Annotated in this window: 21 protein-coding genes and 5 tRNA genes; 14 read left to right on the top strand and 12 right to left on the bottom strand. The window is 75.1% G+C overall.

Going from position 1 to position 26,081, the window contains the following annotated elements; all coding sequences use genetic code 11:
* Window positions 1-9: 9 nt before the first annotated feature.
* On the bottom strand, window positions 10-678 hold the full coding sequence (locus ACQUFX_RS16480; protein ID WP_428961274.1) for a class I SAM-dependent methyltransferase: 669 nt from the start codon (window positions 676-678) through the stop codon (window positions 10-12).
* A gap of 180 nt (window positions 679-858) precedes the next feature.
* Between ACQUFX_RS16480 and ACQUFX_RS16475 the strand changes: the two genes are divergently transcribed.
* Window positions 859-1,731: a hypothetical protein gene (locus ACQUFX_RS16475; RefSeq protein WP_428961273.1), complete on the top strand. Its 873-nt coding sequence runs from the start codon at window positions 859-861 to the stop codon at window positions 1,729-1,731.
* A gap of 109 nt (window positions 1,732-1,840) precedes the next feature.
* On the opposite strand, the gene ACQUFX_RS16470 is transcribed toward ACQUFX_RS16475, so the two are convergent.
* On the bottom strand, window positions 1,841-2,443 hold the full coding sequence (locus tag ACQUFX_RS16470; protein ID WP_428961272.1) for a TetR/AcrR family transcriptional regulator: 603 nt from the start codon (window positions 2,441-2,443) through the stop codon (window positions 1,841-1,843).
* A 467-nt stretch (window positions 2,444-2,910) separates the two neighbouring features.
* Here ACQUFX_RS16470 and ACQUFX_RS16465 point away from each other — a divergent pair.
* The 8 genes from ACQUFX_RS16465 (at window position 2,911) to ACQUFX_RS16430 (ending at window position 8,682) form a co-directional block, all read left to right on the top strand.
* Window positions 2,911-2,983 (top strand) — tRNA-Gly (locus tag ACQUFX_RS16465).
* A gap of 30 nt (window positions 2,984-3,013) precedes the next feature.
* Window positions 3,014-3,084 (top strand) — tRNA-Cys (locus tag ACQUFX_RS16460).
* Window positions 3,085-3,095: 11 nt separating this feature from the next.
* Window positions 3,096-3,170: transfer RNA gene (locus tag ACQUFX_RS16455), tRNA-Val, on the top strand.
* Between the two features lie 246 nt (window positions 3,171-3,416).
* Window positions 3,417-4,127 carry a hypothetical protein gene (locus tag ACQUFX_RS16450; RefSeq protein ID WP_428961270.1) on the top strand — a complete coding sequence of 237 codons (711 nt, stop codon included), beginning with the start codon at window positions 3,417-3,419 and terminating at the stop codon, window positions 4,125-4,127.
* A gap of 21 nt (window positions 4,128-4,148) precedes the next feature.
* Window positions 4,149-6,230, top strand: coding sequence for a sensor histidine kinase (locus tag ACQUFX_RS16445; RefSeq protein WP_428961269.1), 2,082 nt, complete (start codon window positions 4,149-4,151; stop codon window positions 6,228-6,230).
* The gene (locus ACQUFX_RS16440; protein ID WP_428961268.1) at window positions 6,202-6,834 is read left to right on the top strand and encodes a response regulator; all 633 of its coding nucleotides are present in this window, start codon (window positions 6,202-6,204) and stop codon (window positions 6,832-6,834) included. The genes ACQUFX_RS16445 and ACQUFX_RS16440 overlap by 29 nt, the downstream gene beginning before the upstream one ends.
* Before the next feature lie 430 nt (window positions 6,835-7,264).
* Window positions 7,265-7,405: a hypothetical protein gene (locus ACQUFX_RS16435; protein WP_428961267.1), complete on the top strand. Its 141-nt coding sequence runs from the start codon at window positions 7,265-7,267 to the stop codon at window positions 7,403-7,405.
* Window positions 7,402-8,682 carry a YeiH family protein gene (locus tag ACQUFX_RS16430; RefSeq protein WP_428961266.1) on the top strand — a complete coding sequence of 427 codons (1,281 nt, stop codon included), beginning with the start codon at window positions 7,402-7,404 and terminating at the stop codon, window positions 8,680-8,682. Before ACQUFX_RS16435 ends, ACQUFX_RS16430 begins: the two co-directional genes overlap by 4 nt.
* Window positions 8,683-8,752: 70 nt before the next feature.
* Here the strand turns inward: ACQUFX_RS16430 and smpB are convergent, their stop codons facing one another.
* On the bottom strand, window positions 8,753-9,265 hold the full coding sequence (gene smpB, locus ACQUFX_RS16425; protein ID WP_428966970.1) for an SsrA-binding protein SmpB: 513 nt from the start codon (window positions 9,263-9,265) through the stop codon (window positions 8,753-8,755).
* A gap of 164 nt (window positions 9,266-9,429) precedes the next feature.
* On the opposite strand from smpB, the gene ACQUFX_RS16420 reads away from it, so the two are divergent.
* Window positions 9,430-10,248, top strand: a complete 819-nt coding sequence (locus ACQUFX_RS16420; RefSeq protein ID WP_428961265.1) for an isocitrate lyase/PEP mutase family protein — start codon at window positions 9,430-9,432, stop codon at window positions 10,246-10,248.
* A gap of 40 nt (window positions 10,249-10,288) precedes the next feature.
* Here the strand turns inward: ACQUFX_RS16420 and ACQUFX_RS16415 are convergent, their stop codons facing one another.
* Window positions 10,289-10,531 carry a DUF6458 family protein gene (locus ACQUFX_RS16415; RefSeq protein WP_428961264.1) on the bottom strand — a complete coding sequence of 81 codons (243 nt, stop codon included), beginning with the start codon at window positions 10,529-10,531 and terminating at the stop codon, window positions 10,289-10,291.
* 159 nt (window positions 10,532-10,690) lie between these two features.
* Between ACQUFX_RS16415 and ACQUFX_RS16410 the strand changes: the two genes are divergently transcribed.
* Window positions 10,691-10,763 (top strand) — tRNA-Gly (locus ACQUFX_RS16410).
* A 67-nt stretch (window positions 10,764-10,830) separates the two neighbouring features.
* A tRNA-Val gene (locus tag ACQUFX_RS16405) sits at window positions 10,831-10,905 on the top strand.
* An 86-nt stretch (window positions 10,906-10,991) separates the two neighbouring features.
* Here ACQUFX_RS16405 and ACQUFX_RS16400 read toward each other — a convergent pair.
* On the bottom strand, window positions 10,992-11,966 hold the full coding sequence (locus ACQUFX_RS16400; protein WP_428961263.1) for an Acg family FMN-binding oxidoreductase: 975 nt from the start codon (window positions 11,964-11,966) through the stop codon (window positions 10,992-10,994).
* A gap of 276 nt (window positions 11,967-12,242) precedes the next feature.
* On the opposite strand from ACQUFX_RS16400, the gene ACQUFX_RS16395 reads away from it, so the two are divergent.
* Window positions 12,243-12,881, top strand: a complete 639-nt coding sequence (locus tag ACQUFX_RS16395; RefSeq protein WP_428961262.1) for a response regulator — start codon at window positions 12,243-12,245, stop codon at window positions 12,879-12,881.
* A 57-nt stretch (window positions 12,882-12,938) separates the two neighbouring features.
* On the opposite strand, the gene ACQUFX_RS16390 is transcribed toward ACQUFX_RS16395, so the two are convergent.
* Both ACQUFX_RS16390 and ACQUFX_RS16385 read right to left on the bottom strand, forming a co-directional pair.
* Window positions 12,939-14,612, bottom strand: a complete 1,674-nt coding sequence (locus tag ACQUFX_RS16390; RefSeq protein ID WP_428966969.1) for a sensor histidine kinase — start codon at window positions 14,610-14,612, stop codon at window positions 12,939-12,941.
* A 153-nt stretch (window positions 14,613-14,765) separates the two neighbouring features.
* A complete protein-coding gene (locus tag ACQUFX_RS16385) occupies window positions 14,766-15,776 on the bottom strand; it encodes an Acg family FMN-binding oxidoreductase (RefSeq protein ID WP_428961261.1) in 1,011 nt (336 codons plus the stop codon).
* A gap of 220 nt (window positions 15,777-15,996) precedes the next feature.
* On the opposite strand from ACQUFX_RS16385, the gene ACQUFX_RS16380 reads away from it, so the two are divergent.
* Window positions 15,997-18,327, top strand: coding sequence for a heavy metal translocating P-type ATPase (locus ACQUFX_RS16380; RefSeq protein ID WP_428961260.1), 2,331 nt, complete (start codon window positions 15,997-15,999; stop codon window positions 18,325-18,327).
* Between the two features lie 105 nt (window positions 18,328-18,432).
* Here the strand turns inward: ACQUFX_RS16380 and ACQUFX_RS16375 are convergent, their stop codons facing one another.
* The 5 genes from ACQUFX_RS16375 to ACQUFX_RS16355 form a co-directional block, all read right to left on the bottom strand.
* Window positions 18,433-19,389, bottom strand: coding sequence for a universal stress protein (locus ACQUFX_RS16375; RefSeq protein WP_428961259.1), 957 nt, complete (start codon window positions 19,387-19,389; stop codon window positions 18,433-18,435).
* Between the two features lie 52 nt (window positions 19,390-19,441).
* A complete protein-coding gene (locus ACQUFX_RS16370; protein ID WP_428961258.1) occupies window positions 19,442-21,835 on the bottom strand; it encodes a phosphoketolase family protein in 2,394 nt (797 codons plus the stop codon).
* A 174-nt stretch (window positions 21,836-22,009) separates the two neighbouring features.
* On the bottom strand, window positions 22,010-22,963 hold the full coding sequence (locus tag ACQUFX_RS16365; RefSeq protein WP_428961257.1) for a universal stress protein: 954 nt from the start codon (window positions 22,961-22,963) through the stop codon (window positions 22,010-22,012).
* 113 nt (window positions 22,964-23,076) lie between these two features.
* A complete protein-coding gene (locus tag ACQUFX_RS16360; RefSeq protein ID WP_428961256.1) occupies window positions 23,077-23,865 on the bottom strand; it encodes a PP2C family protein-serine/threonine phosphatase in 789 nt (262 codons plus the stop codon).
* A gap of 102 nt (window positions 23,866-23,967) precedes the next feature.
* Window positions 23,968-26,007: an endo-1,4-beta-xylanase gene (locus ACQUFX_RS16355; RefSeq protein WP_428961255.1), complete on the bottom strand. Its 2,040-nt coding sequence runs from the start codon at window positions 26,005-26,007 to the stop codon at window positions 23,968-23,970.
* Window positions 26,008-26,081 lie beyond the last annotated feature (74 nt).

Raw genomic sequence — 26,081 nt, 5'->3', positions numbered from 1 at the left:
CCCGACACGCTAGCCGGCCGCGCCGGGCGGGGCGGGGTCCAACTCCCAGACCGTGGTCTTCTTCACCCGTACGCTCTCCAGCGCCTCGGGCACCGGCACCGGGTAGCTGGCGAGCTGCCGGAACCGCCGCCGGGGCAGGAACGCCCGGTCCGGGTCCCCGACCAGCACCCGGGCCCCGCCCCGGGCCGCGCGCAGCAGGAACCGCAGCACCCGGTTGGCCATCGCCTCGCTGTAGAACACGTCCCCGGCGAGCACCACCTCGGCGTCCCCGGCGTCGCCGTCGAGGACGTCGGCGAGGTCGGCGGTGACGGGTACCCCGTTGGCGGCGGCGTTGAGGGCCACCGCCGCCACCGCCCGCTCGTCGACCTCGACGGCGCGGACCGCCGCCGCGCCGCTGCGGGCGGCGGCGATGCCCACCAGTCCGGACCCGGCGGCCAGGTCGAGCACCCGGCGGCCGGCGACCACCGCCGGCTCGTCGAGGACGTACCGGGCCAGGGCCTGCCCGCCGGCCCAGGCGAACGCCCAGAACGGCGGCGGCTGGTCGCTGCGGAACTCGCCCTCGGTCAGCTCCCACAAGCCGATCGGCTCGTCGGCCTGGTGCAGCCGTACCTCGGGGACGAAGGGCACCGGGGCGAGCCGGGCGTGCAGCCGGACGAAGGTCGCCGAAAGGTCGGACACCCCGAGATTGTCCCTCCGGCGGATCCCGGGCGTGTCGCGGGGCGGTGGTGAAGGGTTCACCACTGTCGGTGACATGCCGCCCCGTTGTTGACGGTTCGTGCGAAGACGCCCGTCTACCGGGTGCCCCGGACCGCTCCTAGCGTTGATCACTGGACGGGACCGGCAAGGGCATGGGCGGTGATGACGGTGTGGCGGTACGCGTTACGGGTCGGGGTGGTGCTGGCCTGTCTGTCCGGGGTGGAGGTGGTCCTGGCCGACCCCGCGCACGCCGCGTTCAGCACCGAACTGAGCGGCCTGCCGGACCGGTTCACCGCCGGTGGCCGGGTCGAGACGGTCACCGCCGTGGTCTCCCGTACCGACCGGGCCGGTGGCTGCGCGAAGGTGCGCTGGTCGCTGCTGGTGCGGGTGCAGGGCCTGCGGCTGGACCAGGTGCGCGTCGACCGGGTGGAGGAGACCGGATCGTTCCCGGTGCAGGTGCGTGCCGAGGGGTCGGTGGCGCGGCTGACCGACCGGCAACTCGACCCGGGGACGCTCTGCCCGGACCGCACGGTCACCGCCCGGTACCGGGTGGCCTTCGCCGGTGACGTCGGGGACGGGCGGGTCACCCTCGCCGCCGAGGCGTACGACGTCGCCGGGCGGCTGCTGGCCCGGCAGACGGCGACCCGCCCGGTGGGCGGGGCGGGTGTGCGGCCGGCGCCGACCACGACCGCCCCGCCGGAGACCGAGCCGACGGTGGAGCCGACCGTGCCGGCCGAGCCGACCGTCGAGGCGACCGTCCCGACGGAGGAGCCGATCGAGTCGACCGACGAGGCGGTCACCGACGTACCGGCGGCCGGGGCGGGCCGGCCGGCGGCCCAGACGGGTGGGTTCGGCCTGGTGCACGCCGCCTTCCTGCTCGGCGGGCTGCTGCTCTTCCTCGGCGTCAGCCTGCTGCTGCGGCTGCGGCACCTGCTGCGCCCGGCGGGCGCCGCCGAGGAACCCACGGAGCCCTCGCCCGAGCGCCGGTGGGAGCGGCCCGCCAGCGCCCAACGCTGGCGCCCCGCCCGCCGCTGAGCGGTAAGGAAGGGCCCCCTGTTAACGCTTTCGGTAGAGGAAGGGTCCCTTCCTAACCGGTGTCGTCGGGGGGCGGCCGGGTCCTGGCCGGTGGCCGGTGCCGTCGGCCTCAGTCGAGGTCGGCCGGGGTCAGGCCCAGCTCCCGGGCGGCCACCAGGCGGGTCCACTCGGCGAACTGCCGGCGCGAGATCACCCGGTCGTGCACGGCGAACTGCACGGCGAGCCCGTCCATCACCGCGTTGATCCGCCAGGCCGCTCCGGCGGGGTCGGTGCACTCGAAGGTGCCGTCGGCCACCCCGGCGCTGATCACCGCGGCCAGGTCCGACCGCCAGCGCAGGTCGAGGCGGCGGGAGACCTTCTCCAACTCCGGGGTACGCAGCGACTCGGACCAGCCGTCGATCCACATCGCCCAGGAGGTGGCCCGTCCGGTGGGCGGGTAGAGCTTCAGGATCCGCTTGAGCTTGACCAGTGGCGGGGCGGCGGACCGGACGACCGCGTCCAGCCGGGCCAGATCCTGCTCGGCGGCGTACGCGAACGCCTCCGCCAGCAGGCGGTCCTTGGTGGTGAAGTGGTAGAAGACCAGTGCCTGGCTCACCCCGGCCGCCTGGGCCACGTCGGCCGTCCTGGTGTTGGCCAGGCCGCGTTCGGCGATCACGTCGCAGGCCGTACGCAAAAGGGCATCCAGCCGGATTTCGACCGCACGTCTCGTCACGGCGCTACCGTAACCTATCCGTTCGTGCACAAACAGTGACCGCTCCGGGTGATGTGGCGGCCAACAGTCGGAAGCCGGACAGTTCCCCCGGGCCGGGGTGTCGCACCCGTCGTGATCGACGTCTGTCGCTGGCCCGGCCGTCGACCCGGCCGGCGTGCACCGGGCTCCGGGTGCCTCGGGCGGGACGAGGCCGGCGCGGGAAGCGGCCGGTGTCGACCGATAATCAACTCAGGCTCCTAGGAAGCCTGGGGGTGGTGGGCGGGACCCGTGCTGCCGGCAGCACCCGTCCGGCACCCGGCGGGCGAGCTCTGGCGCTCCGGGCGTCCGGCGCTGGGCGGCCCGCGCCGGGGTGGCCTGCCTCACCCCTGGCGGGTGAGCGGGCGGCGCGCCGACCTGACCCCGATTTGGCAACTGTTCCCGGGCTCGGCTAAAGTTCTCATCCGTCACCGGGTTACATCCGGGGGCACGCGGACGTAGCGCAGCTGGTAGCGCATCACCTTGCCAAGGTGAGGGTCGCGGGTTCGAATCCCGTCGTCCGCTCGGAGATGCCGCCACCACGGGGGCAACCTCGGTGGAGTGGCCGAGAGGCGAGGCAACGGCCTGCAAAGCCGTCTACACGGGTTCAAATCCCGTCTCCACCTCGCAAGATCGAGGGCGATTGGCGCAGTGGGAGCGCGCTTCCTTGACACGGAAGAGGTCACTGGTTCAAACCCAGTATCGCCCACCAGTGCAGGAATGATTCCTGTAGGCCCGTTACCGGACACCCGGTGACGGGCCTTTCGCCGTCCGGAGCCCGCTGGGCGCGTTGGCCGGGCCGCTGGCGTGTTGGCCGGGCCGCTGGGCGTTTCCGGAGCCGCCGGACCCGGGTGCCCGGAAGAGTCCCGGTCGGTCGGGACCTGCTGCCCATGCGCACCGGGACACCCGCCCGGCATCGTCGGTGCCGACTTTCCCGACCAGCCCGGAGGACCGCCCGATGCAGCCTCTCTCGACGCCCGTCGACCCCGCCGACCTGCCGCCACCGGCAGCGGTCCGCCCGAGGCGGGCCTGGGCGCTCGCCGGTACCCTCGGCGGTCTGGTCGGCCTGGTCGGGATCTTCGCCACCGCCACCCTGACCGCCCCCGCCGAGGAGTTCCGGGGGGACAACGCGGCGTACGTCGCGGCCGTCGCCGACGGGACCGGTCACGTCTGGGCCCACCAGGCGGTCTGCGCGGTCGTCGTGGTCTGCCTGGCGGTCTTCGGGGCGGGGCTGCACCGGTACCTCGGGGCGCAGGAACCGGCCGGCAGCCTGGTCCCGGCGCTCGCCGCCACCGGTGTCGGCCTGGTGCTGGTCGGTCTGGTGGTCGGCGGCGGGATCTCCACCGAACTGTTCTTCTCCCTCGGCGCGGCCGAGGAGTACGACCCGGACGTGATCGCCCCGCAACTCACCCTCTTCGCCACCATGGCCTGGCTGTGGGGCGGGATCGGGCTGACCGCCGGGGCGGTCGCGGTCGGCGGGCTGCGGCACGGCTCGGTCAGCCGCTGGCTGGCGGTCTTCAGCCTGGTGACCGCGCTGCTGGTCGCGGCCACGCAGCTCACCCCGGTGCAGTACATCGCCTTGGTGCCCGGCGGGATCTGGGTGATCGTCGCCGGCCTGGCGTTGGCGTTCGGGCAGCCCGCCGCCGCGCGTGGCCCACGGACTGTTTGATCGTCTAGTGTCGGCGGCGCCATGACGACCGACCGTGCGGCCCGGTGGGCGGGCCGGGCCGCGTGGCCGCTCGGCGGGGCGGTCCTGCTGTTCACGGCCGCAGCCCTGGGGCTCGCCGGGCACAACGGTGCCGGGATCGGCGACGTGACCCACCTGTTCATGGTGGTGGCCTGCGGGACGGTCGGGGCGGTGATCGCGGCGCACCGCCCGGCGAACCCGGTCGGCTGGCTCGCCCTCACCGGCGGGTTCTGCTTCGCCCTCCAGGAGGCGTGCGGTCAGTACGCCGCGCACGGCATCGTGGTCGAGCCCGGCTCGCTGCCCCTCGCCGCCGCGCTGGCCTGGCCGCAGAACTGGCTCTGGGTGCCCGGCAACGCCGCCGTGGCGTTGATCCCGGCGTTCTTCCCCGACGGCCGGCTGCTGTCCGCCCGGTGGCGGCCGGCCGTCGGGGTGGTGGTGGGTCTCGGCGCGCTGGCGGTGCTGACCGGGGCGTTCCGTCCCGGCGCCAACGAGCAGGTCACCCCGGTCGGCGCGGCGAACCCGCTGGGACTGGCCGGCTGGCAGCCGGTCGCCGACCTCACCGGGGGCGTGGCGACGCTGGCCAGCGCGATGGTCTTCCTGGCCGCCGGCAGCACCGTCGCGTGGCAGGCCCGCCGGGCCCGGGGCGTCCGCCGCCAGCAGGTCAAGTGGCTCGGGTACGCGGTGGCGCTGGCCGTCCTCGTGGTGGCGGCGCGGCTCGTCGCCGGCCTGACCGACGGCAACCCCGGGATCTGGCCGTACGGCAGCGTCTTCTGGGACCTCGCCGGTGGCCTCAGCGCCGCGCTGATCCCGATCGCGGTCGGGATCGCCGTCCGGCAGCACCGGCTCTTCGACATCGACCTGCTGATCAGCCGTACCGCCGTCTTCGTCACCCTGTCGGTGGCCGTCGGTGGCGCGTACGTGCTGGTCGTCGTCCTGCTCGGGGCCGGGTTCGACGCCTCGGGGAGCCTGCCGGTGTCGCTCGTCGGGGCGGCCGTCGCCGCGTCGATCTTCGCGCCGCTGCGGCACTGGCTGCAACGTCGGGTCAACCTGCTGGTGTACGGCGAACGCGACGACCCGTACGCGGTGCTGGCCCGGCTCGGGCAGCGGCTGGAGCAGACCCAGGACGCCGCCGCCGTGCTCGCCACCAGCACGGCGACGGTCCGCGAGGCGCTGCAACTGTCCTACGTGGCGATCGAGACGGTCGACGGCCGGTCGTACCGGTTGGGTGACCGGCCGGCCGACCCGGTGCGGCTGCCGCTGGTCGCCGCCGAGCCGGTCGGGTACCTGCTGCTCGGGCCCCGGGCCGGCGAGACGGCCCTCGGCGCGCGGGAGTTGCGGCTGCTGCGCGACCTCGCCCGGCACATCGGGGTCGCCGTGCAGGCGGTGCGCGCCCTCGACCGGGCCCAGTCGCTCGCGGCCGACCTGCGGCGGTCCCGGGAGCACCTGGTGGTGGCCCGGGAGGAGGAGCGGCGTCGGCTGCGCCGGGACCTGCACGACGGCCTCGGCCCGACCCTGGCCGGGTTGACGATGCGCGCCGAGGCGGCCCAGGAACTGGGCCCGGGGGAGCAGTCCCGGCGGCTGCTGGAGGAGATCGTGGTGGACGCCCGCACCGCCGTCGCCGACGTCCGGCGGCTGGTCAACGGGCTGCGGCCACCGGCGCTGGACACCATGGGCCTGCTCGGGGCGCTCCGGTCGCACCTGGCCGCCTGGCCCGGTGACGGACCCCGGGTGGTCTTCACCGCGCCGTCGGCGCTGCCCGAGTTGTCGGCGGCGACCGAGGTGGCCGCCTACCGGATCGCCGTCGAGGCGTTGAACAACGCCCGCCGGCACGCCCACGCCGCCACGGTGCAGGTGCGGCTGGCCGTCGTCGGCGGACGGCTGCGCGTGGACGTGCACGACGACGGCCGGGGCCGCCGGCCCGGTGAGCCGGACGGGGTCGGCATGCACTCGATGCGGGAACGGGCCGACGAACTCGGCGGCTCCTGTGTGGTCACCTCGGCGCCGGGTGCCGGTACCCGGGTGACCGCGACCCTGCCCACCGGCACGGAGGACGAGGATGGACCAGGTCCGGGTACTGCTGGTTGACGACCACGCCCCGTTCCGGGCCGGGCTGCGGGCGCTGCTCGCGACCAGTCCGGACGTCGAGGTGTGCGGTGAGGCCGCGAGCGGCGAGGAGGCGCTGGCGGTGCTCGGTCGCCTGCAACCGGACGTGGTGCTGCTCGACCTGACCATGCCCGGGATGGGCGGTATCGCGGCCACCGAGCGGCTGGTCCGGATGAGTCCGCACGTACGGGTGCTGATCCTGTCCATGGCCGACGACGACGAGTCGGTCTTCGCGGCGCTGCGCGCCGGTGCCCGGGGGTACGTGCTCAAGGGGGCCCGCCGGGTGGAGATCATCCGTTCGGTGCGGGTGGTGGCCGACGGGGAGGCCATCTTCGGCCCGGCTATCGCCACCCGGCTGATGGGCTACTTCGCCGGGCTCGACCGGGGGCCCGCGTTCCCCGACCTGACCGCCCGCGAGCGGGAGGTCCTGGCGTTGATCGCCCAGCACCTGACGAACCCGCAGATCGCGCAGCGGCTCGGGCTGAGCCAGAAGACGGTCCGCAACCACGTCTCCAACATCTTCGCCAAGCTCCAGGTCGCCGACCGGGCGCAGGCCATCAGCATGGCCCGGCAGCAGGGCCTGTGACCGTCGGCCGGGCCGCCCGGCCGATATCCTACTCATATGGTGGGATATTTGCGCCGTTCGCATTGACGACCGCCGGTGCCGGTGCTGGACTGGGCGCATGCCCGTCGCCCCGTTGCTGACCCGGCGTCGGTACGTGGACTACGGGCGGCTGGCGGCCACCGTCTGTCGCCACCCGGCCTGACGGCCCGTCCTCTCGCGTCGCCCGCCCGGGTCCTTCTGCTCTCCGGGGCTCTCCGTGGCCCCGGGCTTTCCGTGGCCCCGGGCCGGCGACGCCCCACCATCCGACCGGCGGTCCGCACGCCGGGCCCGTCGGCCCCGTGGCCCGTCCCGCCGCCCGGACGACCGTGGCGGCCACCCGGCGACGCCGGAATACCTCGCGCGCCCCCGCGCACACCAGACCTCCCCTCACGGCCAGTACGAGGAGCCGGACATGAGCGACGAGACACCCGTACCCCCTGCCCGCAGACGAGCCTTTCCCCAGGTCACCGAGGACTGGGCGGCCACCGCCGTCGGTCTCCTCCTGCTGGTGCTGATCCTCACCGGGGTCATCAGCCGGGGGGTGTTGCAGTGACCGCCGCCGCCCCGCCGCCACCCGCCTCGGCCTCCGCCGACGGCTCCGCCCCCGCTGGCAGCACGGCTGCCGGTGCCCCGACGGGTCAGCGGGTGCCGGTCAACGAGACGGACGCCCTGGCGCCGGAGGCCACCCGGCCCGGCGCGGTCAGGTGGCCCGCCGTCGCCGCCGGCCTCGTCGTGGTGCTGGCGCTGGCGTACCTGACGAAGTACCTGGACGGTGCCGTGCCCGACTGGCTGGCCGACACCAGCCTCGCCCGGGTCGCCAAGTCGGTCGAGTACCCGGTCTACGCGATCGCGGTCGGCCTGCTCGGCAACCTGGTGCTCACCGCGACCGGGCTGCGTGAGCGGTTCGCGCCGGCCTTCCGTACCGAGTTCTTCATCAAGACCGGGCTGGTCCTGCTGGGTGTGTCGATCAACCTGTCGTTGCTGGTCACCGCCGCCGGCCCGGCGATCGTGCAGGCGCTGCTGCTGATCAGCGGGGTGTTCCTGTTCACCTGGTGGCTGGGCGGGCGGCTCGGGCTGGACGACCGGCTGCGCGCGCTGCTCGCCTCGGCGGTGTCGATCTGCGGGGTCAGCGCGGCGATCGCCGCCGCCGGTGCGGTCCGCGCCCGGCGGGAGCAACTGGCGTACGCGGCCAGCCTGGTGATCCTCTTCGCGCTGCCGTCGATCTTCCTGCTGCCCTGGCTGGCCGACGTGTTCGGGCTCTCGCCCGCCGTGGCCGGCGCCTGGATCGGCGGCAACATCGACACCACCGCGGCGGTCACCGCGGCCGGCGCCCTCGCCGGCGAGGACGCGCTGAAGATCGCCACCATCGTGAAGGTCACCCAGAACGCGTTGATCGGGCTCGTCGCGGTCGGGCTCACCGCCTACTTCGCGTTCTCGGTGGAACGCCGCGCCGCCCCGGTCCCGGCCGCTGCCGGTGCCGCCGAGGCGGGGGCCGGCGTCGCCGAGGCGGGGGCCCGCCGGCCGGCGGCGGTCGAGTTGTGGCGGCGGTTCCCGAAGTTCGTGCTGGGTTTCGTGGTCGCCTCGATCATCGGCACGATCTACGCCAACTCCGTCTCCGCCGCCGACAACAGCGCCGCCCAGGCCGTCGCGGCGAACTACCGGACCTGGTTCCTGATCCTCGCGTTCGTCTCCATCGGGCTGGAGTTCCGCCTCACCGCGCTGCGCGAGGCCGGGTGGCGACCGATCGTCGTCTTCGCCAGCGCGACCGTCGCCAACATCGTCCTGGCGCTGGCCCTGGCGGCGATCCTCTTCCGCACCTTCACCGTCTGACCCGGACGGTCCCGGCCCGGACGGTGGCGCAGACCGACGGTTCCGACCCGGACGGGGCGCCCGGGAGCGGTCAGCGGCGGCGACCCTTGAGGTGGCGGCCCAGCTCCCGGGCGATCTCCCGGTTCGCGTCCCGTTCGGCCAGGGCCTGCCGCTTGTCGTAGGACCGGCGGCCCCGGGCCAGGGCCAGCTCCACCTTGGCCCAGCCGGCGGAGAAGTACAGCGACAACGGGACCAGGGTCAGCCCGCCCTCCCCGAGCCGGGCCAGGATCCGGTCGATCTCCACCCGGCGCAGCAGCAGCTTGCGGGTCCGGCGGGGCTGGTGGTTGGTCCAGGTGCCGAAGCCGTACTCGGCGATGTGCAGGCCGTGCAGCATCAGCTCGCCGTCGAACTCCTGGGCGAAGGCGTCGACCAGCGACACCCGACCCGCGCGCAGCGACTTGACCTCGGTGCCGGCCAGCACCAGGCCCGCCTCGTAGGTCTTGAGGATGTCGTAGTCGTGCCGCGCCCGGCGGTTCGAGGCGACGAGCTGGCGGCCGGTCTCCCTGGGCGCGACGACCTCCTCCGGTCCGGGCGGCTCCGGCAGGGCCGGGCGCGCCGACGGTACGCCTCGCAGGATACGCCCCGGCGCCTGCCGCCGCCCGCCCGCCACGCCCCCCACCCGCCACGGCCGCCCCACCGGGGGCACCGCCCACGCAACCGTCCCCGCCCGGGACAGCACGTCGGCCGCCGCTGGCGCAGACTGTCCGGGTGACCGACAACCGTGCCCGCGCAGAGCTGTTCCGTTCCCTGCACGTCCCCGGCGTGCCGCTGGTCCTGGTGAACGCCTGGGACGTGGCGAGCGCCCGGATCGTGGCCGCCACCGGCGCCCCCGCGATCGCCACCACCAGCGCCGGGGTGGCCTGGAGTCTCGGCGCGCCCGACGGGGACCTGCTCGGCCGTGACCTCGCCGTCGACCTGGTCGCCCGGATCGTCGCCGCCGTGGACGTGCCGGTGACCGCCGACATCGAGGCCGGCTTCGGTGCCACCCCGGCCGAGGTGGGGCGGACCATCGCCGGGGTGGTCGCGGCGGGCGCGGTGGGGGTGAACCTGGAGGACACCCGGCACGACGGCAGCGGCTCGGTCCGGGCCGTGGACGACCAGTGCGAACGGCTCGCCGCCGCCCGTAGCGCCGCCGACGCCGCCGGTGTGCCGCTGTACGTCAACGCCCGGGTCGACACGTACCTGCGCGGGGCCGGCGGGGTCGACGAGACGGTGGCGCGGGCCCGGGCGTACCTGGCGGCGGGCGCGGACGGCATCTTCGTCCCGGGGGTGGTCGACCCGGCGACGATCGGCGCGCTGGTGGCCGGGGTCGAGGCGCCGCTGAACATTCTCGCCGGCCCGAGCGCACCGCCGGTGCCGGAGCTGGCCCGACTCGGTGTGGCCCGGGTGAGCGTCGGCGCGCTGGCCGCCGAGGCCGCGTACGCCACGGTGCGGCGGGCGGCCGAGGAGGTGCACGGCGCGGGCACGTACGGCGGGTTCGGCGACGCCTACGACTACGCCACGTTGAACGGTCTGATGCGACGGTGATCCGCCGCCGGGCCGGCGCGGGGCCCGGCGGCGGTACGGGTCAGCGGGGCGGGACGACGTCCCGGCGCTCCTCGACCCGGTGGTACTCGACCGGCTCGGCGGGGGTGGTGACGACCTCCCGGCGGCGACCCCAGACCAGGGCCGTCATGACCAGGCCGAGGGCGCCGGCGGCCATCAGGATCCAGCCGACCACGTCGAGGTCGACACCGCCGACCGTGGCGTCCATCGCGAAGGTGAGGATCGCGCCGACCGCGATCAGGAAGATGCTCGTACCGATACCCACGACAGCCTCCTTCGGGGGGTGTGATGTGCTGTCAGGCGTTCAGTACCCCGGTGGTGAGCAGGGCAACCACGGGCGGGTCGGGTCGGCCGGGGGTGCGTCGCCCGACTGATCTTGTCGTCGGGTAGAGTTCGACCCGTCGCCGGAACCGATCGGCGGCACGCGGACGTAGCGCAGCTGGTAGCGCATCACCTTGCCAAGGTGAGGGTCGCGGGTTCGAATCCCGTCGTCCGCTCGTGGCCCGCCCCGTCGATCCGGGGTGGCCCGCCGCGCCCGACGGCAGCCGCCGGGCCGGTGCCCCCGGGCGATTGGCGCAGTGGGAGCGCGCTTCCTTGACACGGAAGAGGTCACTGGTTCAAACCCAGTATCGCCCACCATCTCCTCGCACCTCCCGGCCGGGCTGATCCCGCCCGGCGGGTCACGACCGTTCTCCCGGTCGGCCAGGCTCCGACCGGGGGCCGGATCAGGCCTGGCCGACCGGCAGGTCGAGCACCTCGTCGACGTCGCGGCGCGGGGTCGGCCAGCCCGGCTGCCCGTACCCGATCCGCAGGACCATCTGCGGCGTGCCGAACCGGCCCAGCGACAGCCGCAACGCCTCCCGTGCCCCCGGTACCTCGATCGGTTGGGAGAGCAGCGACGCGGCCAGCCCGGCGTCGGTGGCGGTGAGCAGGACCCGTTGCAGGGCCTGGCCGGCGGCGACCTGGTCGGCGGCGGTGTTGCCGGCGGAGCCGAGGACGGCGACCAGCGGCTCCGGCTCGAAGTCACGCCCGGGGGCCCGCTCACGGGTGCCGAAACCGCGCGTCGGCAGCAGGTCCTGCGGCTCGGCGACCGGGCCACCGGCGGCGGCCGGCACCCCGTCCCGGGCCGGCCCGGTGCGCGCCCACGCGGCCAGTTCGCTGCGGTACGCCGGGTCGCGGCCCAGCACCCGGTGGGCGCTGTGGGCGATCTCGGCGAACGCGTTGACGGCGCTCACGCCGATCACGAGTTCGAGCCAGCACTGCTCGGCCCGGGCCGCCTCGCCGAGCAGCCAGCGCGCCTCGGCGGGTACCGGATCGGGCCAGAACGGGGCCCGGTTGCTGAACCGGCGCGGCACCGCCGCGTGCAGGCTCAGCTCGGCCGGTGTCGGTCGGCGCGGCAGGTCCGGCACCAGCCGGGCCACCACGTCCGGATCGTGAGGGTACGGGCGGATCCGGACCCGGGCGGGGGTGCCCGCCACGGCCAGCGACAGCCGCAGGTTGAACAATGCCGCCCCGCAGCCGAGCCGGCCGCCCCAGCCGGACGGGTCGGTGGCCGGGAGCCGGCGGCGGGGGTCGACCGACAGTTCGATCCCGCCGTCGTGCAGTCGGAACCGCCACGGCTGCGTGTTGTGCATCGACGGTGCCCGGACCGCGTCCCGGGCGGCGGCCCGAAGCTGCTCGACGGTGAAGCCGGTGTCCATGGTGATGCTCCTTTCACGGCAGGTCGGGCCCGCTTTCCGTGTTCCACTTCCCCCACGGTGCCCCCGGCCGGCCCCGTCCGGGCAGGGCCGGACGACCTGTTCCGCCGGGCCCGACCGCCCTGGCCCCTGACCGGCGCGCCCCGGGCCGGAGCCGGCGCTCGACGGGCTGGGGGTGCCCGGTGGTGGGCCGGCGTCCGGCGGGCCGGGGCGGTCGGGCCCGGTGCTCGGGACCTAAGACCCGTGTACGACCGGGCTCCGGCCGGGTAGAAACGAGGGATGATCCGGGTGTTCCTGCTCGACGACCACGAGGTCGTCCGTCGTGGCCTGGCCGACCTGCTCACCAGCAGCGGCGACATCGAGGTGGTCGGCGAGTCCGGCTCCGCCCAGGAGGCGGCCCGCCGGATCCCGGCGCTCCGGCCGGACGTGGCGATCCTCGACGCCCGGCTGCCCGACGGCAACGGCATCGACGTGTGCCGGGACGTGCGGGCCATCGACTCGTCGATCAAGGGGCTGATCCTCACCTCGTACGAGGACGACGAGGCGTTGTTCGCCGCGATCATGGCGGGCGCGGCCGGGTACGTGCTCAAGCAGATCCGGGGCACCGACCTGGTCGACGCGGTGCGCCGGGTCGCGGCCGGGCAGTCGCTGCTGGACCCGGCGATCACCACCCGGGTGCTGGAGCGCATCCGCAGCGGCGTCGAGCAGCCCCGCGAGCTGAAGTCCCTCACCGAACAGGAGCGCCGGATCCTGGAGTACGTGGCCGAGGGGCTGACCAACCGGGAGATCGCCGGGAAGATGTTCCTGGCCGAGAAGACCGTGAAGAACTACGTCTCCAGCGTCCTGGCCAAGCTCGGCCTGGAGCGCCGCACCCAGGCCGCCGTCCTCGCCACCCGCCTCCTGCGCCGCCGCCCCTGACCCTGGACCTCCCAGGCCCCCGCCCCCTCTTCGGGGCGGGGCGGGGAAGGGCAGGGGTCAGGTGGGGAGGGGGATGGTCCAGCGGAGGCTGGTGCCGTGGGGGGTGACCGGGGCGATGCTGAGGTCGCCGCCGTGGCGTTCCGCCCGCTCCCGGAGGTTCACCAGGCCGCTGCGGGCGGCGGTCGGCGCCATGCCGATCCCGTCGTCGGTCACGGTGACGGTCAGCCAGGTGGCGTCCACCGCCACCGTCACCGCCAGCCGGTCGGCCTGCGCGTGGCGTACCGCGTTGGAGAGGGCCTCGCGCAGCACCGCCGTCAGGTCGGGGCGGACCTCGTCGGGGACGGCGCTGTCGATCGGGCCGGTGAGCTCCAGGGACGGGCGGTTCGGCAGGGACGCGCCGGCATCGGCGACCGCCTCCCGGATCTCGGTGCGCAGCGCGGCGCTCACCGGGGTCCGCAGCTCGAAGATGGTCCGGCGGATGTCCCTGATGGTGGCGTCCAGGTCGTCCACGGCGGCGTTGATCCGCTTGGCGACCTCGGGCCGGGTGCTCATCGGCGCGGCGCTCTGGAGTTGCAGCCCGGTGGCGAAGAGCCGCTGGATCACCACGTCGTGCAGGTCCCGGGCGATCCGCTCGCGGTCCTCCAGCACCACCAGCAGTTCCCGCTCCTCCTGGCCCCGGGCCCGTTCCATGGCCAGGGCGGCCTGCCCGGCGAAGCTGCCCAGCAGCGCCACGTCGTCGTCGGAGACCCCGCCCCGCTCCGGCGCGTAGACGACGACCAGGACGCCGTGCAGGGTGTCGGCGGCGGCCAGCGGGGAGAGCACCGCCGGCCCGGCGGTGACCGGCACCGGCCAGGGCGCCGCCTCGGCCAGGTTCTCCAGCAACTCGTGGCGGCGCTCGGTGACCGAGGCGGCGAAGGTGGTCTCGGTGGCCGGCAGCACCGCGCCGACCAGCCCGGGGGCCTGCTCGTCGGCGGCGTCCACCACCTCCACGGTGAACCGCCCGGCGTCCTCGTCGTAGAGGAGCACCACCGCCAGTTCCGCCTCGGCGACCTCCCGTGCCCGCCGGGCGACCAGGGTCAGCGCGTCGGTGCGCCGGACCTCGCCGAGCAGGACCGAGGTGATCTCGGCGGTGGCGGCCAGCCAGCGTTCCCGGCGGTGCGCCAGGGCGTACAGCCGGGCGTTCTCGATCGCCACGCCGGCCGCGGCGGCCAGCGCCACCACGATCTCCTCGTCGTCCTCGGTGAACTCGGCGGCGCCCTGCTTCTCGGCCAGGTACAGGTTGCCGAAGACCTGGTCGCGGATGCGGACCGGGACGCCGAGGAAGCTGTGCATCGGCGGGTGGTTGGCCGGGAAGCCGTACGAGCGCGGGTGCTGGGTGATGTCCGGCATCCGCAGCGGGCGGGGGTCGTCGATGAGCAGCCCGAGCACGCCCCGGCCGTGCGGCAGGTCGCCGATGCGCGCGTGCAGCTCGTCGTCGATGCCGTAGATGATGAAGTCGTGCAGGAGACGGTCGGCGCCGATCACCCCGAGCGCGCCGTAGCGGGCGCCGACCAGCTCGCAGGCCGACTGCACGATCCGTTGCAGCGTGCTGCGCAGGTCCAGGTCGGTGCTGATGCCGACCACGGCGTCGAGCAGGGCCCGTAGCCGCTCCCGGCTGGCGACCACGTCGCCGACCCGGTCGAGCATCTCCTGGAGCAGTTCGTCCAGGCGTACCCGGGACAGCGGACTCAGGCCGAGCGAGGGGGTCACGGGATCGCGGGAACTCGGTGCGCTGGAGGCCACCGGGGGATGCTACCCCTCGTCACCGTCCGGCACGAGGCGGCTACGACCCGGCCGGTGGGGGCCGGCCGCCCCGCGTCGGGCCCGTCGACCCGTCGTCCGAGGTCAGCGGAGGTGATCGCGGACCGCCGAGGTGTCCACGGTCTGCGCGACGGCGAGTCGTGGCGTGGGCGGCGGACCGGCGTGCGCCGGGTCGGCCAGCCCCAACCGCAGGACCAGGTACGGGTACCCCAGCCCGGCCAGGAGCTGACGCAGCGTCTGCCGGGTGCCGGGCACCTCCACCGCCCCGGAGAGCGGCACCACCGACACCCCGTACCGGGTGGCGGTCAGCCAGGCGGCGGAGAGCGCCTCGCCGGCCCGCAGCCAGTCCACCGGCTCGTCCTCGTCGCCGTAGAGCAGCCCGTACCGGGCGGCCCGGTCGTGTCCCGGCCCGACCGGCAGGGTGCCGGGGCGGCCGAAGTCGCGGGCCGGCACGGTGGTCTGCGGGGCCTGCTCGGGCAGCACCTCGGGCGGCAGCCCGGTGCCGGTGCCGGAGCGGCTGGTCCAGTACTCCAGCTCCGCGCGGAGCTGCGAATCCTCGGCCTCGACGGTGCCGGCGTGCGCGGCGGTGGCCGCCAGTTCCAGCACCTGGTCCCGGCTCAGCACCTGCAACCGGGCGCCCTCGGCGGACGCGGCCCGGACGATCTCCGCCAGGGCGTCGCCGGGCACCGGCTCCTCGCTGACCGGCCGGCGGTCGGTGTGCCGGACCTGCATGCACTGCACGGTCCGCATCGCCGTCGGGTCCACCCCCTCGTGGCGCAACCCGGTCAGCCGGGCCAGCAGGCCGTCGTCGGCCGGGTCGGCCCGCCGCTCGACCGTCGCCGTCCAGCCCTCGGCGGCCAGCGCCACCCGGGCGTGGTGCAGGGCGGCGCCGCAACTGAGCACCAACAGCCGGCCCTCCGGGTCGGTGGCGGCCAGCGCCCGGTCCGGGGCGGTACGCAGCTCCAGGGCGTCGGGCAGGACCCGCCACCGCCACGGCTGGGTGTTGTGCACCGACGGGGCGTGCCCGGCCATCGCGGCGGCCTCCGCGAGGGCGGTGGTCAGCGGGCGGTCCGTCGTCGGCGGCTGCTGGCTCATCGTCACGACCTTTCCGTTTCTGCCATCGTGCCCCAGCCCGGCGCTGCCGTGGGCGGGCTTGCCCCACCATCCTCGGCCATCCACCGGCCCCCCGCACGGGTCGCAGGACCACCCGGACCGGGCCCTTCGACCCCACCCGGTCCGGGCCCACCCGGGTGGGCGGGGGCGGCGTTTGGCGGATGTGGCCCGGACCCGGCCGGGCCGCTGAGACGATCCGCAGGTGGGGGCGGAACCGGACGAGTGCGTACCGCAGCGGCCGGTGCGCCGGCGCGGGGCGCGCTGGCGGGAGTGGACCCCGCTGGCCGCGTCGACCGTGGCCGTGCTGGCCGGGGCGGTGCTGTGGTTCACCGGCCGGCGGGACGCGGCCGGGCTGGTCTGGGCCGTGGTCACGCTGGTGGCGTTGGTACCGGCCGGCTGGTCGGTGCTGCGGCAACTGTGGCGGCGCCGGTTCGGGGTGGACGTCATCGCGGTGCTGGCGCTGGCCGGGTCGCTCGCCGTCGGGGAGTACCTGGCCGGCGCGGTGATCGCCCTGATGGTGGCCACCGGGCGGGCCCTGGAGGCGTACGCGCAGCGGCGGGCCACCCGGGACCTGCGGGCGCTGCTGGAGCGGGCGCCCCGGACCGCGCGCCGGCGCACCGCCGACGGCGGGATCGAGGTGGTGCCCCTGGAGCGGATCGCGGCGGGGGACCGGCTGCTGGTCGGCCCGGGTGACGTGGTGCCGGTGGACGGGACCGTCGAGGAGGCGGCCACCCTGGACGAGTCGGTGGTCACCGGCGAGTCGCAGGTGGTGTCCCGGGCGGCCGGACAGCAGGTGGGCAGCGGCGTGGTCAACACCGGGGCCGGGTTCGGGCTGCGGGCGACCCGGAACGCGGCGCAGAGCACGTACGCCGGGATCGTCCGGCTCGCCGAGGAGGCGACCGCGCACCGGGCGCCGATGGTCCGGCTGGCCGACCGGTACGCCGCCGCGTTCGTCCCGTTCACCCTGGTCCTGGCCGGCCTGGGCTGGCTGCTCTCCGGGGACGTGGTGCGGGCGGTGGCGGTGCTGGTGGTGGCGACGCCCTGCCCGCTGCTGCTGGCCACCCCGATCGCCATCGTCTCCGGCCTGTCCCGGGTGGCCCGCCGGGGTGTCCTGGTCCGCGACGGCGGCTCGCTGGAACTGCTCGGCCGGGCCCGTACCCTGCTCATGGACAAGACCGGGACGCTGACCGCCGGCCGGCCCCGGGCGGCCGAGACGGTGGTGCCGCCGGGCGGCGACCGGGACGAGGTGCTGCGGCTGGCCGCCTCGGTCGAACAACTCTCCCCGCACGTCCTCGCCGCCGCGCTGGTCGCCCAGGCGCGGGAACGGGGCCTGGCGTTGACCGCGCCGACCGAGGTGACCGAGGAGCCGGGGCGCGGGGTCAGCGGCCGGGTCGACGGCCGGCGGGTCCGGGTCGGCCAGGTCGCCGGGGACCTGCCGGACTGGGCGACGCGGGCCCGCGACCGGGCCGAGGTGGCCGGTCGGTCCACCGTCTGGGTCAGCGACGACAGCGGGCCGGTGGGGGCGGTGCTGCTGGAGGATCCGGTACGCCCGGACGCCCGGCGGACCGTGCGGCGGCTGCGCCAGGCCGGCCTGACCCGGCTGGTGATGCTCACCGGCGACCGACCCCGGATCGCCGAGCAGGTGGCCCAGGCGGTCGGGGTGGACGAGTCACTGGCCCAGTGCTCGCCCGCCGGCAAGGTGGCGCGGGTCCGGGCGGAGGCGGGGCGCGCGGTCACCGTGATGGTCGGCGACGGTGTGAACGACGCCCCGGCGCTGGCCGAGGCGCACGTCGGGGTGGCGATGGGGGCCACCGGGGCGACCGCCTCGGCGGACGTCGCCGACGCGGTGCTCACCGTGGACCGGCTGGACCGGCTGGCCGACGCGGTGGAGATCGCCCGGTACGCCCGGCGGGTCGCGGTGCAGAGCGCCACCGTCGGGATGGGACTGGCCGTGGTGGCGATGCTGGTCGCCGCCGCCGGTCGGCTGCCCCCGGTGGCCGGGGCGTTCCTCCAGGAGGGCATCGACGTGGTGGTGATCCTCAACGCGCTGCGCGCGCTCGGCGGCGGCCTGCGGCGGCGGGACGTGCCCTCGGGTACCCGGGACCTGCTCGACCGGTACGCCGGCCAGCACGGCGCGGTGCGCGCTGCGGTGACCCGGGTCCGCGACGCGGCCGACCTGCTGGCGACCCGGCCGGACGCGCCGAAGTGCCTGCCGGCGGTGCGGGAGGCGCACCGGCGGCTGACCGAGCAGGTGCTGCCGCACGAGGCCGACGAGGAACGGCGGCTCTACCCGGCGTTGGCCGAGCCGCTGGGCAGCCCCGAGGCGACGGCGACGATGAGCCGGGCGCACCTGGAGATCCGGCGGCTGGTCGATCGGATCGGCGGTCACCTCGCCCAGGCCGGCGACGGCCGGCTGCGTCCGGACCAGATCCCCGACCTGCTCGCCAGCCTGTACGGGCTGGACGCGGTCCTGCGGCTGCACCTGACCCAGGAAGAGGAGGAGTTCTTCTCCCTCGACCCCACCGCCACCTGACCCCCGCGCCGCGCCCCGCCGCCCGCGCCGGCCCGCCGGGGACGGGTGTTAGGAGGGGCCCCCTGTACAACAGAATGCGTTAACAGGGGGCCCCTCCTTACATCCCTAGCGTTCGCGGACGACGGCGACCGGGCAGGGGGCGTGCTGGATCAACTGCTGGCTGACCGAGCCGAGCAGCATGCCCCGCAGCCCGCCGCGCCCCCGGGTGCCGACCACCACGAGCTGCGCGCCCCGGGCCGCCGCCAGCAGCAGCGAGCCGGCGCTGCCGGTGGACACCTCGACCTCGACCGGCACCTGCGGGAAGGTCTCCCGCCACGGGGCCAGGTCCTCGTCCAGGCTGGCGCGTTCGGTGGCCGCCGCCTCCTCCGGGTCGAAGCCCTGCGACCGGTACTGGGTCGGGGACCAGGCCCGGACCACCCGCAGCGGCACCCGGCGCTGGGCGGCCCGTTCCACGGCCCAGCCGAGCGCCAGCAGGGCGCACTCCGAGCCGTCCACCCCGACGACCACCGGGCCGGCCTCCGCGTCCACGCCGGCCGGCGCGGCGGCGCCGCCAGCCTCCGCGCCACCGCCGGCCGGCGCGGCGCCGCCGGCCCCCGTGTCCGCGCCGGCCGGGGCGGCGTCGGGCGCGGTGCGGACGACCACCACCGGGCAGTGGGCGTGGGCGCTGACCGAGACGGCGGTCGAGCCGACCAGCAGGCCGGTGAACCCGCCGTGCCCCCGGCTGCCCAGCACCAGCAGCCCGGCCTCCGCCGAGCGTTCCTGGAGCAACAGCGCGGGCGGGCCGTCGAAGACCTCGCCGTGCACAGTCAGCCCGGGGTGCCGGGCGGCGGCCTCCCCGGCGGCCCGGCGGACCAGCCCCTCGACCTCCCGCCGGGCGGTCTCGTCGGGCCACACCCCGGGGGCCACCCCGGGCCCGAGCCAGCCGGCCACGGTCAACCACTCGAAGACGTACGCCAGGCGGACCGGCCGGCCGCTGTGTGTCGCCTCGGCCAGGGCCCAGGCCAGGGCGACCTCGGCGTCGGCGGAGCCGTCGTAGCCGACCAGGATCTCCTCGTCGGTCATCGGGTCCTCCTTCCGTTCGGGGGAACTGGAGTACCCGGGCGGGCCCGCCCGGTCACCGGTTCGTCGGGTCGGTCTCGCGCAGCCAGCGCCACTGCGCCACCCGGGGGTCGTCCTCGCCGTAGCGGCGGGTGTGGTCGCGGCAGGCGGCGCGGGTGTCGACCATCTGCTGGCGCAGGTGCGCGGCGCGGGAGCCCAGCCCGGGCACCCGGTCGATGACGTCGACGACCAGGTGGAACCGGTCCAGGTCGTTGAGCATCACCATGTCGAAGGGCGTGGTGGTGGTGCCCTCCTCCTTGTACCCGCGCACGTGCAGGTTGCCGTGGTTGGCGCGGCGGTAGGTCAGCCGGTGGATCAGCCACGGGTACCCGTGGTACGCGAAGATGATCGGCTTGTCGCGGGTGAAGATGGTGTCGAACTCGCTGTCCGGCAGCCCGTGCGGATGCTCCGACGACGGTTGCAGCCGCATCAGGTCGACCACGTTGACCACCCGTACCCGCAGGTCGGGCAGGTGTTGGCGGAGCAGGTCGGCGGCGGCGAGCGTCTCCAGGGTCGGGACGTCCCCGGCGCAGGCGAGCACCACGTCCGGCTCGCTGCCGGCGTCGCTGCTGGCCCACTCCCAGATGCCCAGCCCGCGCCGGCAGTGCTGGACCGCCTCGTCCATGGTCAGCCAGCTCGGCGCCGGCTGCTTGCCGGCCACCACCACGTTGATGTAGTTGCGGCTGCGCAGGCAGTGGTCCATGGTGGAGAGCAGGGTGTTGCCGTCCGGCGGCAGGTAGACCCGGACCACCTCGGCCTTCTTGTTGACCACGTGGTCGATGAAGCCCGGGTCCTGGTGCGAGAAGCCGTTGTGGTCCTGCCGCCAGACGTGGCTGGACAGCAGGTAGTTCAGCGAGGCCACCGGTTGCCGCCACGGGATGCCCCGGGTGGTCTTCAGCCACTTGGCGTGCTGGTTGACCATCGAGTCGACGATGTGGATGAACGCCTCGTAGCTGGTGAAGATGCCGTGCCGGCCGGTCAGCAGGTACCCCTCCAGCCAGCCCTGGCACAGGTGCTCGGAGAGCACCTCCATCACCCGGCCGTCGGGGCCGAGGTGGTCGTCGTCGGTGGTGGTCGCGCCGACGAACGTGCGGTCGGTGACCTCGAAGGCCGCGTCGAGCCGGTTCGAGGCGACCTCGTCCGGGCCGAACAGGCGGAAGGTCTGCGGGTTGGCGCTGATCACGTCGCGGACCCAGGGGCCGAGCACCCCGGTCGCGCCGGCCGCCGGCGTACCGGGACTGGGCACCTGCACGGCGTACTCGTGGAAGTCGGGCAGGGTCAGGTCGCGCAGCAGGCGGCCGCCGTTGGCGACCGGGTTGGCGCTCATCCGGCGGTTCCCGGTCGGCGGCAGCGCGGTCAGCTCGGCGACCGGGGCGCCGGTGGTGTCGAACAGCTCCTCCGGGTGGTAGCTGCGCAGCCAGCGTTCCAGCTCGGCGAGGTGCGCGGGGTTGTCCCGGACCTGCGCGACGGGCACCTGGTGCGCCCGGTACGTCCCCTCGACCTGCTTGCCGTCGACCTGCTTCGGGCCGGTCCAGCCCTTCGGGGTCCGCAGGACGATCATCGGCCAGCGGGGGCGTTCGACGACGCCGCCGGAGCGGGCCCGCCGCTGGATGGCCGCGATCTCCTCGACCGCCCGGTCCAGGGTCGCGGCGAGGCGCTGGTGCACCGTCGTCGGGTCGTCCCCCTCGACCACGTACGGCTGGTGGCCGTAGCCCCGCAGCAGTTCGTGCAGGTCGTCCGGGCCGATCCGGTCCAGCACCGTCGGGTTGGCGATCTTGTACCCGTTGAGGTGCAGGATGGGCAGCACCGCCCCGTCCCGGGCCGGGTTCAGGAAGACGTTGGACAGCCAACTGCCGGCCAGCGGCCCGGTCTCCGCCTCGCCGTCGCCGATCACGCAGGCCACCAGCAGATCCGGGTTGTCGAAGGCGGCGCCGTAGGCGTGGCTGAGGGCGTACCCCAGCTCGCCGCCCTCGTGGATGGAGCCCGGCACCTCCGGGGCCACGTGGCTGGGGATGCCACCGGGGAAGGAGAACTGCCGGAACAGCCGGGCCATGCCGGCCTCGTCCCGGCCGATCGAGTGGTACAGCTCGCTGTAGGTGCCCTCCAGCCAGGTGTTCGCCACCAGCGCCGGCCCGCCGTGCCCGGGGCCGGCGACGAAGATGGCGTTCAGGTCACGCCGCACGATGACCCGGTTCAGGTGGGTGTAGAGCAGGTTCAGCCCGGGACTGGTGCCCCAGTGCCCGAGCAGCCGGGGCTTGACGTGCTCGGGTCGCAGCGGTTCGCGCAGCAGCGGGTTGTCGAGCAGGTAGATCTGCCCGACGGTGAGGTAGTTCGCCGCCCGCCAGTACGCGTCCAACTGGCGGAGCTCGTCGGCGGTCAGCGGGCCTTCCAGGTGCAGCGCGGTGTCCATACTGCGTCAGCCTCTCGCGGGTGGGGGACGTACGCATCCGGAACCGGTGCATCCGGAACCGGAAATTCGTCCCGGCCACCTCAGGGTGCCCGGGGGACGGCGGTGCGGGCAGGGGCGTTGGTCCCGGGGCCCCGGGCGTACCGGCCCGGACGTGTCACGGCCCGGCGCTGCGGGTCAGGGCACGGCCACCGGGGTCAGCCCGCGGACCACGGTCAGCGGGGCCGGCGAGTGGTAGAGCAGGGTCTGGGCCACCGCGCCGAGCATCCCCCGCCACGGCTCGTCGCCCCGGGCCGCGACCACGGTCAACTGCGCCGAGCGGGACTGTTCGAGCAGGACGGTGCCGGGGTCGCCGTGGAGCGTGTGGCACTCCGCCCCGAGCGCCGGGTACCGCTCGGCGCAGCGCGCCACGATCCCGGCGAGGCCGTCGGCGTCGTCGTCGGCGGGGCGGTCCGGCTCGACCACCCGGACCACCAGGATCCGGGCCGACCGGCGGGCCGCGCAGTCGAAGGCGAAGGCGAGGGCGGTCCGGGAACTCGGCGACCCGTCCACGCCGACCAGCACCGGCCCTTTCGGCGGCGGCTCGCGGCGGACCACCAGCACCGGGCAGTCGGCGCGGGCGGCCACCTGCACGGCGGGGCTGTCGGCCGGTACGCACGAGGCGCCGTCGGCCATCCCGCCGTCGCCGACGGCGACCAGGAACGCCGACGCGGACCGGCGGACCAGCACCGCCACGGCGTCCCCCTCGACGATCTCGCCACTGACCGGCAGCGCCGGCTCGACCTCCTCGGCGACGACGGCCGCGCGGGCGATCAGCCGCTCCGCCTCGGCCCGCGGGCTCAACGCGCCGGGACCGGATGAGCCGGGAGCTGATGCGCCGGAGCCGGGAGCTGATGCGCCGGAACCGGGTGCGGGTGCGCCGGGACCGGGCACGGCCGGCACCGTCAGGGCCGCCGCCCAGTTGAACGCGTGCAGCAGGGCCAGCGACCGCCCGTGCGCGGCGGCCTCCCCGGCGGCCACCCGGACCACCGGCAGGTGCTCCGTGGCCGGGCCCACCCCGGCGACCACCGGCCGGTGCGCCGTCACCGGCCCCTCGGCGGCCACCGCCGCCGACCCGTCGGGTGCGGCCATACCGGCATCACCTCCCGGGCGCCGCTGCCTCCCTGCCGAGGGTAGTCGCGCCACCCGCCCGCCGGGGCCGGTTCGCCGGGGCACCCGGCGGCAGCCGGCGGGACTGGTGCCGCTCAGCCGGCGGTGGGCGGGTCCGGGTGGACGTGCAGGACGACGGCGGTGGCGTTGTCCCGGCCACCGGCGGCCAGGGAGTCGGCGAGCAGGGCGCGGACCGCCTCGGCGGGGTCCGCGTCGGCCAGCACCGTCCGCAGCCGGTCGTAGGCGACCTGGTCGGCCACGCCGTCGGTGCAGAGCAGGTACCGGTCGCCCGGGCGCGGGGTGACCGCGAGCAGGTCCGCCTCGGGCCGGTCGGGGTGCCCGACGTAGCGGGTGAGGTGGTAGCGCGCCCGGGCGGCCTCGACCGAGTCGGCGGGGTACCAGCCGTTGACCACGCCGAGCCAGGCCATGGTGTGGTCAACGGTGAGCTGTTCCAGCGGCCCGCCGCGCCAGCGGTAGGCGCGGGAGTCGCCGAGGTGCGGGATCCAGGCCAGGTCGCCGTCCGGCTCGACCAGCAGGGCGGTCAGCGTGCACCCGGTCAGCTCGGCCAGTCGGGCGCCGGCGTCGCGTACCCGCGACTGGGCCTCGGCCACGGCGGCGCGCAGCCGGCGGGGGTCGGGTCCGCCGGCCGCCCGGACCGCCTCGACCAGGGTGGCCATCGCGGTGGTGCCGGCGACCCGGCTGCCCTCGCCGGCCCCCATCCCGTCGGCGACCGCGGCGAACGGCAGCCCGGCGTCCAGGTGCAGCACGTCGAAGTTGGCCGGGTACCGGTGGCCGGTGACGGTGCCCCCGGCGAACTCCAGGGCGAGCCGGCCGAGGCGGAACCGGCCGGTCGGCCCGCCGGGCACGGACGGAGCGGCGCGCATCAGCGGACGCTAGCACCCGATGTAAGGAAGGGCCCCCTGTTAACGCTTTCTGTTGTACAGGGGGCCCCTCCAAACAACCTGTCCCCGCTGGGGGTGCGAGTGTCAGCCCAGGGTGCAGGACATCCCGTTGAGGCTGATCGTGGCGGGGCTGCCGTTGACCCCGGTCCACTCGGCCAGGAAGCCGACCTCGGCGCTGCCGTTGGCGGCGAGGGTGCCGTTCCAGCTCGTGTTGCGGACCTCGACGGCCGCGCCGGTCTGCTGGTGGCTGCCGTTCCACAACTGGGTGATCCGCTGCCCGTTCGGGAAGGACCAGCGCAGCGTCCACCCGGACAGGGCCTGCGGCATCGTGTTGGTGACCCGGACGGTGCCCTGGAAGCCACCCGGCCACTGGTTGGTCACCGTGTACGCCGCCCGGCAGGCGGTCTGCCCGCCGGTCGGGGTGGGCGTCGGGCTCACGGTCGGGCTCACCGTCGGCGAGACCGTCGGGCTCACCGTCGGCGAGACGGTCGGGCTGACGGTGGGGGAGACGGTCGGGCTGACCGTCGGGCTGGCGGTCGGGTCGATCCGGGTCGGGTCGACGATCCCCCAGTACGCCGGCTTGGCCTGCAACTCGATGTCGAACAGCAGCGGGGCGTCCTTGCGGGCCACCGGGAAGCTGTCCAGCCAGGTGTTGTCGTCGGCCAGGCCCCAGACAGTCACCGAGGTCAGCTCGTCGGCGTAGCGCCGGTACAGGTCGAAGAAGTCCCGGTAGCGCAGGGCCTGGGTGCGGATGCGGTCGGCCGGCGGGCTCGGGAACGACTGCGACGAGTCGGTGTAGATGCTGATGTCCATCTCGGTGATCTGCTGCTCCACCCCGAGCGGGACGAACTTCTGGAGCATCGCCTCGGTCTCGGCGAGCGAGGGCCACTGGATGTTGACGTGCATCTGGTGGCCGACCCCGTCGATCGGCACCCCCTCGGCCTTCAACTGGGCGACCAGGGCGTACAGCTTGTCGCGCTTGGCCGGCACGTTGGTGTTGTAGTCGTTGATGAACAGCTTCGCGTCCGGGTCGACCTCGCGGGCCACCCGGAAGGCGGTCCGCAGGTAGTCCAGGCCGGTCAGCTCGAACCAGCGGCTGCGGCGCATGCCGTCGGCCTGGTTCTCGTCGATCACCTCGTTGGCGACGTCCCACACCCCGATGTCGTCCTTGTACCGACCCATCACGGTGCGGATGTGGTCCTCGATGCGCTCCAGCACCAGCGCCTTGTTGGCCGGGGTGGCGGTCATCGGGGCCCCGCTGGCGTCGGTGAAGACCCAGGCCGGGGTCTGCTGGTGCCAGACCAGGGTGTGGCCGCGGACCGCCATGCCGTTGTCCCGGCCGAAACCGACCTGGGTGTCGGCGTCGGTGAACCGGAACTGGCCCTCGGTGGGCTGGGTGGCGTCCCACTTGAGGGCGTTGCCGGGGGTGACCGAGTCGAAGTGGCGGCGCAGCAGGACGGCGTGACTGCCGATGATCTCCGGCGCGCCGATCGCGGCGCCGATCGGGAAGTGGTCGGCGAGCACGTCCTTCAGCGCCGGGATGTCGGTCTGCACCGGCTTGGTCGGCTGGTACGACAGGACGAAGTCGTCGATGTGCAGGGCGGGGGTGCCGCTGGCGGTCTCCACGTACGCGGAGAGCCGGTCGGCGTCCTGGGCGAGGGTGTAGCTGCCGCGCAGCTCGACCCAACCGCCGGCGGTGACGTCGGTGTTGCCGACCACCTGGTCGTAGGCGACCGCGTCGCCGGACCCCCGCTCGACGCTGAGCCGGACCTGGGCGGGGGACTCGCCGGGGGCGAGCCGGACCCGGACGGAGAGCGAGTACCGCACGCCGGGGTCCACGATGTCGAGCAGGTCCCGGGTCGGCCCCTCCCAGCTACGGGTCCGGCCGGTGACGGCGAGTCCGTGGGTGCCGGTGTGGGCGGCGGCGGTGCTGGCGGTCACCGTCTCGTCGGCGCGGGGGCGCCAGCCCTGGCTGGTGCCGTCGTCGAAGGTGCTGGTCAGCACGACCACCGGTTCGGCGGCCTGGGCGGTGGAGGTGGCGACGGGCACGGCGGTGACGAGGGCGGCCAGGGTGACCAGGGCGGCGCCCAGGGTGAGGTGGCGGCGCGTCCTGAGAGCGCGCATGGGGGTGTCCTTCCACTGTGGGGATACGGGCGCGCGTGGGTCGGCTCGCCGATGGCGGCGACCGCACGCCGGGT

The sequence above is a fragment of the Micromonospora fluostatini genome, from assembly GCF_050410825.1.
Classification (GTDB): Bacteria; Actinomycetota; Actinomycetes; order Mycobacteriales; family Micromonosporaceae; genus Micromonospora; species Micromonospora rosaria.
The sequence above is the reverse complement of the archived record's forward strand: the minus strand, read 5'-3'. Positions and strand labels throughout refer to the sequence as shown.

What these genes read in the sequence shown, in the direction of transcription:
- ACQUFX_RS16475 (WP_428961273.1), top strand. Translation starts at nt 859, where the DNA reads ATGACGGTGTGGCGGTACGCGTTACGGGTCGGGGTGGTGCTGGCCTGT.
- ACQUFX_RS16450 (WP_428961270.1), top strand. Translation starts at nt 3,417, where the DNA reads ATGCAGCCTCTCTCGACGCCCGTCGACCCCGCCGACCTGCCGCCACCG.
- ACQUFX_RS16445 (WP_428961269.1), top strand. Translation starts at nt 4,149, where the DNA reads ATGACGACCGACCGTGCGGCCCGGTGGGCGGGCCGGGCCGCGTGGCCG.
- ACQUFX_RS16440 (WP_428961268.1), top strand. Translation starts at nt 6,202, where the DNA reads ATGGACCAGGTCCGGGTACTGCTGGTTGACGACCACGCCCCGTTCCGG.
- ACQUFX_RS16435 (WP_428961267.1), top strand. Translation starts at nt 7,265, where the DNA reads ATGAGCGACGAGACACCCGTACCCCCTGCCCGCAGACGAGCCTTTCCC.
- ACQUFX_RS16400 (WP_428961263.1), bottom strand. Translation starts at nt 11,966, where the DNA reads ATGGACACCGGCTTCACCGTCGAGCAGCTTCGGGCCGCCGCCCGGGAC.
- ACQUFX_RS16395 (WP_428961262.1), top strand. Translation starts at nt 12,243, where the DNA reads ATGATCCGGGTGTTCCTGCTCGACGACCACGAGGTCGTCCGTCGTGGC.
- ACQUFX_RS16385 (WP_428961261.1), bottom strand. Translation starts at nt 15,776, where the DNA reads ATGAGCCAGCAGCCGCCGACGACGGACCGCCCGCTGACCACCGCCCTC.
- ACQUFX_RS16375 (WP_428961259.1), bottom strand. Translation starts at nt 19,389, where the DNA reads ATGACCGACGAGGAGATCCTGGTCGGCTACGACGGCTCCGCCGACGCC.
- ACQUFX_RS16370 (WP_428961258.1), bottom strand. Translation starts at nt 21,835, where the DNA reads ATGGACACCGCGCTGCACCTGGAAGGCCCGCTGACCGCCGACGAGCTC.
- ACQUFX_RS16365 (WP_428961257.1), bottom strand. Translation starts at nt 22,963, where the DNA reads ATGGCCGCACCCGACGGGTCGGCGGCGGTGGCCGCCGAGGGGCCGGTG.
- ACQUFX_RS16360 (WP_428961256.1), bottom strand. Translation starts at nt 23,865, where the DNA reads ATGCGCGCCGCTCCGTCCGTGCCCGGCGGGCCGACCGGCCGGTTCCGC.
- ACQUFX_RS16355 (WP_428961255.1), bottom strand. Translation starts at nt 26,007, where the DNA reads ATGCGCGCTCTCAGGACGCGCCGCCACCTCACCCTGGGCGCCGCCCTG.